Below are 15,567 nucleotides of genomic sequence, written 5' to 3' on the forward strand. Positions count from 1 at the left end.
GCTTTGCTGTGTCTGTGATCTCTGGAGTTCGAATTTTATGCCAGTTCAATATTGGGTATAGGAGACTGCAAATAGTGCCAAAGACGACGATATTTCGGCTCTTTTGCTTTTGTGGGATTATATTTCGTCGGTTTAAGTGAAATTTGACCCTTGTTGTGAATATTGTTTCAGCAGATAAATTTTAAGTAAATTTTATCGTGTTTCTTGATTGCTTATTGCCACCTGTCCCAAGTAATTAGCTTAATTTTGTTCAACTAATAAATTTGAATGAAGAAAGTATTGATCGTTGAAGACGAATCCCTCGTTGCCCACCATTTAAAGTTGATTTTAGTAGGTGCCGGATATAGGGTTTCTGGCATTGCCGAATCAGTAATCAGTGCACTTTCGATCATCGAAGAACAAAGGCCCGATTTGGTCTTGCTTGATATTCACCTTAAAGGGGAATTAAACGGGATCGACCTGGCCAGGAAACTTACGGAGAGTAATATTGCTTTTGTGTATCTCACGGCAAATTTTCAGGGTACGTTACTCGAAGAGGCTAAATCTACGATGCCGTTCGGCTTTATTGTTAAACCTTTTAGGGAAGCAGATCTTCTTACCACCTTAGATGTGGCATTTTACCGCCTTCAAAATAGTCTGGAAGCAGGTCGCCAGCAGGAAATGGAACTTAGTCAAAAATTAAAAGATCTAAAAAATTCAGGCGGTAATGTCATACAGCGACTACTTAAAGTGGCGCACCATCTCCAGGCACATATTCCTTTTGATTATTTGAACCTGATAATAAGGGGATCAGAAGGAACATATCGCAGCTGTATCGGTTTCTTAAGGATTGGTTTTGACGAGTACCAGGTTTTAGGTAACCAAGAATTTCTGAAAATTACTGGTATTGCAACCGAAAAACTCATTAGCGCATCAGAGTTGTTGCCCATCGTAAAAAAAGCAAAATTCTTTAATGCAGACGATTTTGATCAATTGTGTAATCAAAATTCTCTAAGTAGAACGATTGCTGATACTTACGACTTCGAATCTGCATTGCTTTTCCCGGTTCTGCCCGGTAATCCGGAAATCATCCGTTATGAATTTTATAACCGGAAAGGTAATACTTATTCACAACTGCACGTCACCTTATTAAGTCGCTTAATAAATACCCTTGGTAATTTATTGGAAACTGATAAATATATCTCTACCGTTGATGAACTTAGTCAATCTTCAAATGATATCCCGCTGCCGGTGAGGATTAAAGACCGAATTGATGATTTTGACGGTATTGTTGGGCAAAGTTCTTCCATGTTGTCAGTGTTGGATCAAATCGCTATAGTGTCACCATTAAACACATCTGTCCTTGTCCTTGGAGAAAGCGGTACCGGCAAGGAGAGGGTGGCAAAAAGTATTCACGCATTATCAACTCGTAAAAACAAACCATTAATTGTGGTAAACTGTGCTTCGCTTCCGGCCAATCTAGTAGAAAGCGAGCTTTTTGGACATGAAAAAGGCTCGTATACGGGGGCAACAGATAGAAGAATAGGTAAATTTGAACAGGCTAACGGAGGAACAATTTTTTTGGACGAGATCGGTGAACTAACAATTGATTTGCAGGTAAAGCTGCTTCGTGTTTTACAGGAACAGGAGATTGAACGAATTGGAGGCAAAGGGCCGATCAAGATCGATGTTAGGATAATTGCTGCTACAAATCGGGATTTGGAACTGGAAATGGAAGAAGGGCGATTTCGCCTGGATCTGTACTACCGCCTTTATGTATTTCCCATAGAAATTCCTTCTTTAAGAGAACGGACAGACGATATACCTGCGTTGACAGAACATTTTATCACGTACTATTCTAAGAAATATAATAAACCGATTGCTGGCGTTTTGCCAGAGGTTTTAGAGCAAATGCTCGACTACCCATGGCCGGGCAATGTCAGAGAATTGGAACACTTTATTGAACGTTCAATATTGATGAGCAAAGGGCCTGTGATAACCGAAGCCAAACTTCAGAAAAATGCGACAAATAAAGGGAAACCTAATCATTACAGTGACGAAAGAACCAAAACTATAGAGGAGAACGAAAGGGATTACATCGTCAACGTATTAAAAAAGTGTAACGGCCGCATCAGAGGTCCCGGTGGCGCAGCCGAAATTATGGGATTACCCCCAACCACACTTCACTCAAAAATGAAAAAGCTCGGCATCAGGTAGTAACCCTCTACCATTCTTGCAGGAAGCTTTAGTATCCTAACCTTCTTAATAGTTTTTAAACCGGTTTGTCGTCATAGATCATTCTAACCTTATTTTAAGGCGAAATATCGTCTGCGAGAATAATTCGTCCGAAATATCGTCGTGCAATTGCCTAATGGAAAAAAATATTTATTGATTATTAGGTAGTTATATAAATGGAACAATATTCGCCATCGCATCTTGTCAACTTTCAGGGCTTTTAATCAGAGGTTTTGGGATTATCATAACAACAATTTCATAATTAAGAATTTCCGAGATACTCAACAGATAATAGTTTATAAGACTTCAGCTATGATTAGAAAGCTTGTAATCTGCTTTTTTTTACTGTTCACTGCCTCAATCACCATTGCTCAGGATAAACTCGAAAAGAGCAACCAGGAAAGAAATGTCATCCTGGCCGGAACTCTTTTTACGCTTATTGGAGCTACCTTACTGTATTATGCCTATCGCAATAAACAACGGAACAATGATAATCTTCGAATTAAACAAGAAGAGATCAACCGGCAGAACAATGGGTTATCGGCATTAATAAACGAAAAAGAAAATTTATTAGTTGAGAAAGATGATTTGGTAAAGCGACAACAGAATCTAATTGCCGAAAAGGAATGGTTGCTTAAAGAAGTCCAGCATCGTGTTAAGAATAACCTGCAAATAGTGATGAGCCTGCTATATACTCAAGCGGCTTATTTACAGAACACGGATGCGATCGAAGCCTTAAAAAATAGTCAGAATAGGGTGCAGGCGATTTCAATTATTCATCAAAAACTTTACAGTAAGACCAATGTAGCAACTATTGTAATGACCGATTATGTAAGTGACCTGGTAAGGCATCTTTGTGCTTGTTATGATTGTAATCATCGTAAGATCAGGCTGAAAGAGGTTGTGGAGCCGTTGAATCTCGACATCTCCCAGGCGGTGCCCATGGGCCTGATACTAAATGAAGCCATAACCAATGCTATTAAATACGCATTTGGCACTGATGGCGGACAAATCTCCATCGAAGCTCACATGTTGGGCGAGGATAACGTTAAACTTTCAATTGCTGACAATGGTAAAGGGTTGCCCGACAATTTTGATTTAGCCGAAACTTCTTCTTTAGGGATGGAAATGATGAAGGGACTCAGCAGGCAGCTTGGGGGCAATTTCGAGATCAGTAAGGATCAGGGGGTGATTGTAACAGTGCTGTTTAAGATCGAAAGTCAATTAAAAATGGTGTAGCATCAATTTCGTGTGAAAAACGTCCATTGATAATTCAATAATTAAGTAATTTTATTCTGAATTGAATAATTAATTGATCTGGCAATGATTAAAAGGCTCTTCATCTATGTTATTCTTTTGCTCTCCGCTTCGGCAACTATTGCCCAGCAGTCGGATACCTTGCTATTGAAACTCAGCAAAGCAGGCAAAGATACTAACCGGGTAAATTTGCTTCTTCAATTAGGTCATTACTACCTTGACAAACCCGAAGTATCTAAGAAAGGCCTGGATAGTTCGCTTTATTACATTCAATCGGCAGAGACCCTCAGTATCGCTATCAGCGCTATCGATCACAGATATCGCGCTATCATAGCGAAAGGCGAGTTTAGCACAGTAAAAAAGGATTTTGTTGCTGCTGATAAACTTTTTACCGAAGTCGCCAATTACTATCATAAAAGAGGGGATCAATTAAAAGAGGCTCAGGTTTGGCAGACCTATGCCGATTATATGCCATATGCTGATTTATCGCATCTTTCCATCAGAAGGAATGGTTACAACAAAGCATACGAGATATACAAATCGATGCACAATGAACTTAAAGCAGCGAACGCGCTGGTTGGAATGGCTGACGTGGACCTAAACCTGGGCCTTTACGATAAGACCGAAAATGAATTATTGTCTGTAATAGCACAATACAAAGTGCTCCGGTATTCGAAAATATATTACGGCTACCATCTACTCGCTGAAACTTATAATCGAAGAAATCTTGTCCAAAAAACTTTAATAGCACGTATGGACTGCGTAAATAGCTATGAAAATGATCCGCAACATACCGTCTCAGAGGGAATATTATATTATTATGATTTGGGGGCGGCTTATCGGCATAGTAAATTTTTTGATAAGGCGCTTGTATATTTTCAGAAAACGATAGATATGGCCGTGAAAATAGGTAGAAAGGATTTCTATTACAATAGTTTGATGGGTATAATGGACAGCTATACCGATTTAAAAAAGTATAAAGCTGCATTAGTGGAATTGCGCAAATTGTCGGAGCGGTACAAATCCAAAAGTCCAAGAGAAGAGAGTATTGTCCTATCCGCGCAAATGAGATTCTACAACCTGCTTCATGATTTTAGTAGTGGTGAAAAACTTGCACCCGCTTCTAAAATAGTTAATAACAAAGTATACCAGGATTTAGCCAAAGACTTCAATTATTACGCTGTTAACGACTTTATTAAAATCTCCGATCCGCTGCTTCAGCATTATATTTTAAGTAAGCACTGGGGAGGGTTAGCCGAAGAGCTGTCAAAACTAGAAACACTTTTGACAACAAGGATGTCAGTGGATTCTAAATTAGTGTTATACAACGACCTATTTAAACTTGATTCGGCGAATGGAAATACACTCTCTGCGTTAAAAAAATTCCAACGAATCAAAGCTATCGAAGACTCCATAACAACGGCGACGAACACTAAGCAAATCAATGAGCTGGCGGAAAAATACGAGTCGGAGAAAAAGGACAAGACCATTCAAAATCTTAACAATCAGTCAACTATACAAAAAAGCAACCTGGAAAAGAGCAACCTGCAGAGAAATATCACTTTCGGGGGGATCCTGATCGCGATACTACTTGCCGCCCTGATGTATGTTGGTTATCGTAATAAGCAGCGAAGTAACCGGCAGCTCCAGATTAAACAGGATCAAATTAACCGGCAGAACAATGAGCTATCTGCATTGGTGAAGGAGGAAGAAAAACTACTGAAAGACAAAGATATTCTGTTAAAACAGCAGGAAGGTTTACTAACAGAAAAAGAATGGTTGCTTAAAGAGGTTCATCATCGAGTGAAGAATAATCTTCAGATTGTAATGAGCCTGCTTTATTCACAAGCTGCTTATTTACAAAGCACCGACGCAATAGACGCCATAAGAGATAGCCGAAACAGGGTACAGGCGATTTCAATTATTCATCAAAAGCTTTATAGTAAAAGTAATGTTGCAACTATCGTGATGAGTGAATACGTTGCAGAGATTGTAAGGCATTTATCTGACTCTTATGATTGCGCCCGGCGCGGAATCAGATTTAGAGAGCTGATCGAACCGGTTAATCTCGATTCATCCCAGGCAGTCCCGATGGGGTTAATATTAAATGAAGCAATCACAAATTCTATCAAATATGCATTTGGGGATGATGGAGGAGAAATCGTTATAGAAGGTCATTTAACTAATGGGGAAACTATTTGTCTTAAAATTGCCGACAACGGTAAAGGGCTTCCGGTCGATTTTAATTTATCGACGACTTCGTCCCTCGGGATGGAAATGATGAGGGCGCTCAGCAAACAAATTGGTGGCGACTTTGAAATCCAGAATGATTGCGGCGTTGTAATCTCTGTAAAATTTAAAGTGGATCATTCACTAAAATCAGTTGTCGGGAAGCTGGTAACAACGTAATAAGTTTTATGATAGTTAATGGTTTAACAGCAGATCAAGTTTGCGTCGTCAGTGAAACAATTGGACTGTAGAAACAAGGCGGCGGCGAATCTTATTTAAATACAAATACGATGCATAAATCAATCATTGTCATTCTGTCTATAGCCGTCACTACAGCCATTCTAATCATATTCCCCTTAGCAGCCCTTGGTCAGTACTACCCCTCTCCACAACCCGAGGATCCTTCAAATGAACACGTCCTGTTAAAACAACTTTCAAGCGTTTCAGGTAAAGATAAAGTACGGGTACTTCTCAGGCTAACTAATCTTTACCTGAACAAACCGTTACGCCGGGATGCCGATATGAAACGCGCAATGGCTTTCGGAATATCGGCGCGAGATTCAAGTATTAAATACAATGACAAAAAAAGTAAGGACCAGGCTCTATTGTTTATAGCCGACATTTTTACCTTTCAAAATAATATGCAGGCTGCCGAAAATATTCTCCCGGCATTGAAAGATACCGCCAAAGCAGTGTTATGTCTGAATTTAAGCTATAAATATGGCAATATGGATGCCCCTGACCAGCAATCCGTATGGGAAAAAGGACTCTATTTTGCAGAACAAGCGCGGCTTCTAAGCATTCAATTTCATTTGCAGTTATATGAGATAAAGGCGCTTGAGGATAAGGCGTACATCCACATACTCCAATCAAAGGGAGATCCTGAGAAAGAATATCTCGAAGCTTTGAAGAGGTACCGCACCTTGAAATATCCTTACCTGCAGTACACATTTTATGGCCTGGCAGCTTATTATTTTTATACCGGTCATCCCGAAAAGTCAGAATATTATAGTGAAGAAGCAATAAAAACGATGAGGGCTACTAAGGACACCCTCATTGCCGGCGACATCTATTTCGCATATGGGCATATCTCTTTCAATAACGAAAACTACCAAAAGGCCTTTGATCTTGGGAACTTAGCTTTAAAATATCTGAAAATACATGCGGGTATGTTTTGCTTAAATCAACGCATTGTTTTTATTCTGCCTGTACGTGCGTTACGAAAAATGAAGAAATATTCCGAGGCTATCGGCTACGTTCGCCGTATGCAGGCAGAATATCCGGCAACGAACACCGGCGATAAGATAGAAGATGCCCTGTTTCTCGGAAATATTTATCGCGACATGAAAGCCTATAAAAAGGCTGAGGAAGCATTTTTAATGGCGTTTAAGATAAATAAAACTCAAGCAAACCCGTCTGTATACGTTTATAAGGACATCGCTCAGGTTTACGTCGAGTCAAAACAATATGCTAAAGCAAAGCCTTTCTTGAATCTTGTCGTTAATCATAAGAACAATACGTTTTCGTCGGGTGAAAAAAGCCACTTAGATTACTTGTTTTTTCTTACTGATTCAGCAACCGGTGATTATTTCCAGGCCATCAAACATTTAAGTTTATACCATAATGCACAGGAATTTGAATTGAGGAATAGTAAGGAAGAGAACGCAAAAAAACTGGCAGTTCAATTTGAAACCAGGCAAAAAGAAGATAGAATAAAACTGTTAAATCAGAGAGCCGCACTGGATAAAAGTAACCTGCAGCGGGCAACCATGGTGAAGAATGTTACAATTGGCGGCATCGTTTTAGCTTTAATCATAGCAGCGTTATTATACCGACAAAGCAGGCTAAGGAAAAAGAATAACAAAATAATCACGCAGCAAAACGAACTTATTACTCATAAAAACGAGTTGCTGGAAAACCTGGTGATCGAAAAAGAATGGCTGCTCAAAGAAGTCCACCACCGTGTAAAAAACAATTTGCAAATAGTGATGAGCTTGCTATATACACAGGCTGCTTATTTACAAAACAATGATGCAATAGACGCGATCAGGGATAGCCGGAACAGAATGCAGGCAATTTCAATTATTCATCAGAAACTTTATAGTAAAAGCAACGTTGCAGGTATTGTCATGAGTGATTATGTCGCAGACCTTGTTAGGCACTTATGTGATTCTTATGATTGTGCCCGTCGCAGGATAAGATTTAAAGAATTGATAGAACCGGTTAACCTTGATTCATCCCAGGCAGTACCGTTAGGATTAATATTAAATGAAGCAATAACAAATTCCATAAAATATGCTTTTGGCGACGATAGCGGAGAAATTATTATTGAAAGTAATTTACTTGATACGGAAACTATTGGGCTTAAAATTGCCGACAACGGGAGAGGGCTGCCGATTGGTTTCAATTTATCGGAAACTTCATCTCTCGGGATGGAAATGATAAGGGCACTCAGCAAACAACTGGGGGCCAGCTTTGAGATAGAAAATGACTCCGGTGTAGTCATCACCCTAAAGTTTAAGATTGAACACGCGCGGGCAAACGCTGTTATAACTTAACTTGTTTTATAAGAGTGCCTTTTGATGATAAGTGAAATAGGTAATCCCACCAAAAACATATGCAAAATAATACCAATTGCTACATCGCTTGCTCCAAACGGAGGAGGCGGAGTTTTGCTAAGTGGTACCACTACCAGATTCATAATCAGCCAGGCGCATAAGCCAAGCGTCAGGCCAGACAGCACAGCAAAACTGCGTAGTGTTTTAATTTTTGTATACGCATAGAAATAACCTGCCGCGATTGTAATAGCTGTTAGAAAATGCAGCAATGTACCAATTAGGATCGTTGAAATGCCCCCGGAAAAAGCCGACCGGCCATAGAGCCCGCTTGCAACGTATTGCATGACCTGGCCGGGATTTAAGCCAAGCTTAATATTAAACACTATCGAAGCTGCAATACCATCAAGCAGCCCAGCCGTTAGACCTGCCAATATTATTGGTTGAAGGCCGTTTGATTTGGGCTTCGGGTCAATTTGAATTCTTTGTTCCATTTGCTAATTTTTTTAAGTTCTGTATGACAATGTAAATGTGAAATCAGGTTTCGCAGTTAAAAATTAAATTCGGTCGTCCGCGCTTTCTGTCCGAAAAATCATTCTTAGTGTTTGGTCATTAGTCAAATAAGCAAACGCCCAGTTATAAAATGTTTTTATCTTGTTATTGGTGCTTACCAAAGACATCAGGTGAATGAGTAACCAGGCCATCAGGCCCGGCAAACCGCCAAAATGGACCCGGTGTTTAAATAGATCTGCAACAGCGTTCTGCCGACCTATTATCGCCATTTCACCCTTGTCGAAGTATTTGAAAGCTTTCATTTGTTGCCCACAAGCAACTCGAAGTAGATTTTTAGCGAGCGCTTTCCCTTGCTGAATAGCTGGTTGCGCAAGCTGTGGATGGCCATCAGGGTAATCAGCATCGTCAAATTGGATACTTATATCCCCGATGGCGTAGATATTTTCATATCCCTGCACCTGATTATATTCATTTGTGATCATTCGTCTGCCTTTGCCAAGGCTGCTCTCCGCTATTCCTTCAAATGAATTGGCAATTACACCCGCTGACCATATCAATGTTTTGCACTCGATTATGTCTCCATTGGACAAAAACACTTTCTCATTTTCGAAGAGTACCACATGCGTTTTTAAAATAATATGTACATCCAGTTTAGTTAATGTGTTGTAAGCAGTTTGATGACTCTTGTCACTCATCGGCGCCAATAAAAAAGGCGATCCATCGACAATGTAAATTTCAAATGGAAAGTCTTTTAGTTCCGGATATTCACGTGCATAAATGTACTTGCGCACTTCTGCCAACACTCCTGCAACTTCTACGCCAGTCGGTCCTCCACCAGCAATAACAATAGTGAGCAACCTTTTTCTTTCTTCAGGATCTTTTTCGATAGATGCTTTTTCGAGTATACCAATCAATTCATTACGCATAACCAAAGCATCATTAATTCCTTTTAACGATAGTGCCCTCGCTCGCAAACTTTTGTTCTCAAGGAAATTTGTCTTTGTACCCGCTGCCAAAACGAGGAGGTCATAACTTAGTTCAGATCCATCGTCTAAATGAATCTTATTTTTTGATGCGTCAACACCATTAACGTCCGCCATTCTAAAGGCTATATTCTTGTTTTTAAATAATTTCCTGAACGGATAACTAATACTTGAGGGTGCCAGAAAGCCCGTGGCGACCTGGTAGAGTAGAGGCGTAAAATAATTGTAATTGTTTTTGTCAACTAATGTAACATCATAATACTTATTGTTATAAAAAGAAGCTATGAAGTTCAACCCGCCAAAACCTCCCCCAATGACCACGATGTGTTTTCTTTTAAAATGATTGATTGTCATAAGAATGATTATGCAACTAATGTTCCATTATGTAACTATCTTATTATAAATGAACTAACAGATTGCATCAGCGACAAACACACTAAATAAAGTGTTTTGGCGAAACGTTATACTAAATACCGAGCTGCTGATTGAGAAATGGTAGTTGATAGAATATTAATCGTTATTAATAAGGGTACAAAAATTTAGGGCAATGCGCATAATTGCACCCTAAAAAGTGATTGTATATCGAACTGTTCCTTAACTACTGCCAGCGTTTTTACGACTTTTAGTTCATTATGCATGAAGGTGTGCATAAGGATTATTTTGCAGCTGCTTTCATTATGCGTGCGCAGGCTAATGTAGAGCTATATCCTAAAAAAAAAGAGCAGCCAACCTTCCGGTATGGATTTTCACGGTGCAAATGATGACATTATTAACCCATGGCACTTGTTATGCTGGCTGAGTTTGAAAAATTTTATCGTGCATTTATTGTGGTGATCGGGATGTTACTACAAACTCAATTTGTCCTATAAGCAAAATGTCGGTTTTGTACAAAAGAAAGTCCTATTGGGATAACTGTTAACAATTATTTAGTGGATAAATTTGACTGATCAGTTATCGATAGCAATTGTAAGATCTTGCTTCGAATTAATGGACTTGGCCCGCCTTGAAAGTGGGAAACCAATTTCCAGGGACCTCAATACAAAAAAATGAATTCTGCATGGACATTACAAAATGTAGCTTTTTAAGCTATTTCAAACGGTACACTTCTGGGCTTTTCGGATCGATTTTACTTCCTGCCTGCTTTTGCTTAATCTCACTTTCTGCAGAATCGCAGGTGTCCAATCCCTTTGGTCATGCACTAATCCCAGACATGATCGCTGATGCGAGTATCCAGGTAATCGACGGCATGTTTTATTGTTATGCGACGACAGACGGTTATGACCGTGGATTGGATGCGTCCGGGCCACCTGTAGTGTGGAAGTCGAAAGATTTTGTGAATTGGAGTTTCTCCGGATCTTATTTCCCCTCGGCTATAGATCAGAAATACTGGGCCCCAAGCAAAGTCATTTCGGCAAACGGTAGATATTATATTTACCCCACGGTCAATGGATTTATGTACCCGGCGGTCTCGGCTTCACCCGATGGCCCGTTTAAGCTAGCGAAAGGCCCGGATATGTTTATCATGCCGTATTCTGCCGGAACATTATTATCGTCCAAAAATTCCAAGCCACCGCTGGGTATCGACGCCGAGATTTTTGTTGATGATGACCACCAGGCTTACGTGTTCTGGCAACACAGGCGCGCAGCCAAACTGGCATCGAACATGATAACTGTCGACAGCAATAGCATTACCACCATACCCACTCCAAGAATAGCTTATTCTGAAGGCCCCATTTTCTTTAAACGTAAGGGTATTTACTACTATTTATATACACAGGGCGGGGACGAGAAATACCAGTACGCTTACGTGACCAGTACAGTCTCCCCGTTAGGCCCGTTTGATTTTCCGAAGAACGATCTCGTGTCGACTACCGATCATCAACGGCAGATCTTTGGCCCAGGCCATGGCTGTGTTTTTAATGTACCGGGAACTGATGATTATTACTTTGCCTATCTTGAATTTGGCCGCGGCAGTACCAACCGGCAAACCTATGTCAATAAGCTGGCCTTCAATCAGGACGGAACGATTCGTCCGGTCGAGCTTACGCTGGATGGTGTAGGCGCGCTGGGGCCCGTTCAACCAGATAAAAAAATAAAGATTGTCGCTGCTACAGCTTCGAGTATTCGCCCCGATTTGCCGGTAAAACCGATGAAAGACACATTATTACACAGGACAGAATCTTTTGTGCCAGCCTTTGCGTTCGACGGGCAGAATGGCTCACGCTGGATGCCTGCTCCGGAAGACACGGCCAACTGGATGGTAGCCGACCTGGGCATTATTCAAAAGATCAAACGCAGTGAAGTGTGTTTTGTCCGACCGACGGTGGGGCATACCTACAAACTTGATTACTCCACAGATGGTAACAAGTGGCAAACATGCGTTATGCATTCCGATCTGAAAATTCAATCGCCCCATACAGACGACCTCAGGATTAAGGCCCGTTATTTAAGAGTGAAAATAACAAGCGGTGTTAAAGGGATATGGGAATGGAATATTTATTAGGCCAGGTTTCTTAAGATGAAAGCAATCCGGATATTTTTTATACTATTTCTCCTGCAACTCCAGGCCTTGTTCCTGTATGGCCAATTTTCGGAGCGATGGGGCGACCAGAAAAACGGCACTTACGTTAATCCTGTTCTGCCTGCCGATTACAGCGACCTCGATGCCATCCGTGTAGGAGCGGATTACTATGCCATTTCGTCGACTATGCAGTTCTCGCCAGGAATGGTGGTGTTGCACTCCAGGGACCTCGTCAACTGGGAGATCATCGGCCATGTTGTTAAAGACCTTACTACCATCAGTCCGGAATTGAACTGGAACCGCATGAATGCTTATGGAAAAGGTATATGGGCAGGGTCAATACGGTACTATAAGAACAGGTTTTGGGTATATTTCGGCACCCCCGATGACGGATTTTTTATGAGCTCGGCGAGTAGTGCTGCGGGGCCGTGGGAACCTTTACACCAAGTTTGGAAGATAACGGGCTGGGATGATTGCAGCTCTTTTTGCGACGACGACGGCCAGCTTTATTTCATTGCGACGAATTTTGAATTTGACCGCAAAACCAACAAGCAATACAATATCCATCTGTTTAGGATGAGGCCGGACGGTAAAAATCTTATCACCTCATCAGATACAATCATTCACCAGTCGAAGGGCAGCGAAGCCAATAAGCTGTATAAGATTGGGGGTGTTTATTTTCATTATTTCAGCGAGGTTAAAGAAGAGGGGCGAGTGATGATGATTGAACGTGCGAAAAAACTTACCGGTCCCTGGGAGATCAGGCAGTTGAACCATGTGAATGCAAAGTTGGATAAAGAGCCCAACCAGGGTGGTTTGATACAGCTTCCGAACCGTAAGTGGTATTTTTTTACGCACCATGGTACTGGTGATTGGGAAGGCAGGGCAGCCAGCCTGTTACCCGTTCAATGGGTTGATGGATGGCCTATCGTTGGAGCAGTTGGAGAAGACGGCATAGGCCGGATGGTATGGTCGGCCACTAAACCAATCAACAGCAAAAAACACCTTGGTATCAAAGGTAGCGATGATTTCAGTTCACCCAGCCTGGGGGGGCAATGGGAATGGAATTACCAGCCCAGATCAGAAAAATGGTCGCTAACTCAGCGTCCGGGACATCTCCGTCTGCACGCTTTCAAACCAATCAATTCAAGTGGAACCCGAGGCAGTATTTTAATGGCAGGTAATACGCTAACGCAAAGGTCGATGCGAACCAGGGCTAATACGGTGACCATCAAAATAAACATTGACCATATGGCCGACGGTGAATATGCAGGACTAACGCACTTTTCCACAGCCAGTTATACCACATTGGGTGTCAGGCAAAGCGGAAATGAAAGGCACCTCGTATATGAATATAACGGAAAAGATACTGTTGGTGCCAGGATCACCGCAAACACAATTTGGCTTCGTTCAACTTGGGATATCCACGGCAAAAACACCTACTCGTTTAGTATGACCGGGCGAGCATTCGTCCCCTTTGCCGGCGTCACACAACTGACATGGGGAAGTTACCGGGGAGACCGGATTGGCATCTATAATTATAATGTGCTCGGGGATAAAGGTTTTGTGGATATTGATTGGTTCAGATATCGGTACTGAAAACGAACTCCGCACGGACATGATTGAGCCTTTCTGTGTCGAATAGCTTGTTCGTTATTCTAATTAGTTCATGCTTGGTTAAAACAACTGGCATTACCCCGTCTCGTTTTGTTCTAAAGCTCAAAAATGAATCGTTGGTTAGCAACCCCCTTTGTTTACATTCCAGGACAATTTTCTTGAAATTACCAAGATATTTTATGGTCATATTATTACAACAATGTATTTGTGTTTTAAACCAGAATACAAACTGTGATATAAACTCATAAGCCAGTTCCTTTACCTCTCTATCATTTTTTCTATACTTACAACCAATAAAGTTGTTTACATGGTCGTATGTGGTCTTATATCCCTTTTTCTATCATAATCGTTTTTTTTAGTGTAGTCAAATTTGTTAAAGCAGTATGTCAAATCAAAAAAGCAAGGTTTGGGCAGATATTAATCAGATCCGTTTTAGTGGTCTTTTATTAACCTTTTTTACTTGTATAAATAGAATGCGAGAGCGTCTTTTTTATAAGCAAAAGACGCTACGAATGACGCAATAGAATTTTGAATATTTTTGCGTTTTTGAAGAGGTTTGTAAATCAAAAACCCCTTAATTATTCAAATTAATAGGTTTTTGCAATTTTGCATAAGAAGGTTCGAATCCTTATATTACATAATAAAGCCCTGTAAATCAAGTTTTACAGGGCTTTATATTTTCAGCGGGGTGAATGGGAATCTATTAGAACACTTGGAAGGGATTTTGAAGGTCATCAATGAAATTGTAAACACTAACCATCGGTCTTCAAATACCTCCGATGGATACTGATTACTTTGCTTTATTGGGGTACTGGTCAAAAAAATCACTTTTTTCACCAATTGCTGTTCTGAGACACCTCATGATTTCCTCATGGAAGTCGGTACCCGCAGCATGCAGAGGATCGATAGCCTTTGCCAATAATGTTCGCAAGGTAAAAAGTTGCTCTCTGTTATATTTTTTAGAAGCTTTTACCAATTCCAGTTTCATCAGTTCTTCTTGCTGATTTTGTTTGGGATTAAAAATTTCATTTATATGGCTGCATTGATGGCAGACGCCTTCCTGATTGATTAGCGCACAACGATGCTCGAAAATATCGGTCATAGTATTCCTGGCATTATTCAACAGGTGTTTTATCACGCCTTCCGTCTTTTCGAGAATCAAACTAATTTCCTTTACCTGAAAATCGTACATGTTCTTTAAGATCAGCGCTACCTGGTTTTCTATGGGTAAGGTCTTTGAGATGCAGGTGAAACAGTAGTCGATATGCTCTTTCATTTCGTAAGCCCCGGCAGGCGAGGTATTGTGAACCATCCAAAAGACCTGCCTGATCTCCTCCGAACCTATAGCCAGATCTGCTGCCCGGTCCTGAGCATCCGCCTGCCATCTTTTTAGTTTCCGTAAATGATCGTAAGCGAGATTAGTGGCTATCTTAAATACCCAGGTTTTTAATGAAGAGTCCTGACCAAAAGTCGATATATTAGTAAATGCCTTAATAAAGCAATCATGGGTCAGATCTTCTACATCATTCCGATCGGTAAGTAAGCGATACAGGTAAGATTTCAGCTGATTTTGAAATTCGGCAAACAATATCTGGAACGCATTGATATCGCCGGATATGGCTGATTTCAGGATGTCTTCTCTTTCCATTTAGTTCGTTAACAGATAAAAATGAAAGTA

General features: G+C 40.7%; 9 protein-coding genes and 1 pseudogene. 6 read left to right on the forward strand and 4 right to left on the reverse strand.

Annotation, left to right across the window (positions count from 1 at the left end; genetic code table 11):
* The first annotated feature begins 267 nt into the window (after positions 1–267).
* From SNE25_RS16550 to SNE25_RS16565, 4 genes are all read left to right on the forward strand, one after another.
* Positions 268–2,196, forward strand: coding sequence for a sigma 54-interacting response regulator (locus SNE25_RS16550; protein WP_321560102.1), 1,929 nt, complete (start codon positions 268–270; stop codon positions 2,194–2,196).
* Between the two features lie 330 nt (positions 2,197–2,526).
* Positions 2,527–3,453 (forward strand): sensor histidine kinase, encoded by a 927-nt coding sequence (locus tag SNE25_RS16555; protein WP_321560103.1) that lies wholly within the window; start codon positions 2,527–2,529, stop codon positions 3,451–3,453.
* An 84-nt stretch (positions 3,454–3,537) separates the two neighbouring features.
* The gene (locus SNE25_RS16560) at positions 3,538–5,880 is read left to right on the forward strand and encodes a tetratricopeptide repeat-containing sensor histidine kinase (protein ID WP_321560104.1); all 2,343 of its coding nucleotides are present in this window, start codon (positions 3,538–3,540) and stop codon (positions 5,878–5,880) included.
* A 110-nt stretch (positions 5,881–5,990) separates the two neighbouring features.
* Complete coding sequence (locus SNE25_RS16565; protein ID WP_321560105.1) at positions 5,991–8,258, forward strand: sensor histidine kinase; 2,268 nt, start codon at positions 5,991–5,993, stop codon at positions 8,256–8,258.
* Here SNE25_RS16565 and SNE25_RS16570 read toward each other — a convergent pair.
* Complete coding sequence (locus tag SNE25_RS16570; RefSeq protein WP_321560106.1) at positions 8,255–8,749, reverse strand: hypothetical protein; 495 nt, start codon at positions 8,747–8,749, stop codon at positions 8,255–8,257. The two genes, SNE25_RS16565 and SNE25_RS16570, sit on opposite strands and share 4 nt — an antisense overlap.
* 63 nt (positions 8,750–8,812) lie before the next feature.
* Entirely contained in the window at positions 8,813–10,105 is a 1,293-nt protein-coding gene (locus SNE25_RS16575; RefSeq protein ID WP_321560107.1) for an NAD(P)/FAD-dependent oxidoreductase, read from the reverse strand.
* A gap of 856 nt (positions 10,106–10,961) precedes the next feature.
* On the opposite strand from SNE25_RS16575, the gene SNE25_RS16580 reads away from it, so the two are divergent.
* Together SNE25_RS16580 and SNE25_RS16585 are read left to right on the forward strand one after the other, a co-directional pair.
* The gene (locus tag SNE25_RS16580) at positions 10,962–12,254 is read left to right on the forward strand and encodes a family 43 glycosylhydrolase (protein ID WP_321560108.1); all 1,293 of its coding nucleotides are present in this window, start codon (positions 10,962–10,964) and stop codon (positions 12,252–12,254) included.
* A 15-nt stretch (positions 12,255–12,269) separates the two neighbouring features.
* On the forward strand, positions 12,270–13,871 hold the full coding sequence (locus SNE25_RS16585; protein ID WP_321560109.1) for a glycoside hydrolase family 43 protein: 1,602 nt from the start codon (positions 12,270–12,272) through the stop codon (positions 13,869–13,871).
* Here the strand turns inward: SNE25_RS16585 and SNE25_RS31910 are convergent.
* Both SNE25_RS31910 and SNE25_RS16590 read right to left on the reverse strand, forming a co-directional pair.
* Positions 13,855–14,211, reverse strand: a pseudogene (locus tag SNE25_RS31910) (phage integrase SAM-like domain-containing protein); the annotation flags it as partial. The gene SNE25_RS16585 and the pseudogene SNE25_RS31910 sit on opposite strands and share 17 nt — an antisense overlap.
* Positions 14,212–14,679: 468 nt before the next feature.
* Positions 14,680–15,537: an RNA polymerase sigma factor gene (locus SNE25_RS16590; RefSeq protein ID WP_321560110.1), complete on the reverse strand. Its 858-nt coding sequence runs from the start codon at positions 15,535–15,537 to the stop codon at positions 14,680–14,682.
* Between the last annotated feature and the right edge of the window lie 30 nt (positions 15,538–15,567).

Source organism: Mucilaginibacter sabulilitoris (genome assembly GCF_034262375.1).
Taxonomy (GTDB): Bacteria; Bacteroidota; Bacteroidia; order Sphingobacteriales; family Sphingobacteriaceae; genus Mucilaginibacter; species Mucilaginibacter sabulilitoris.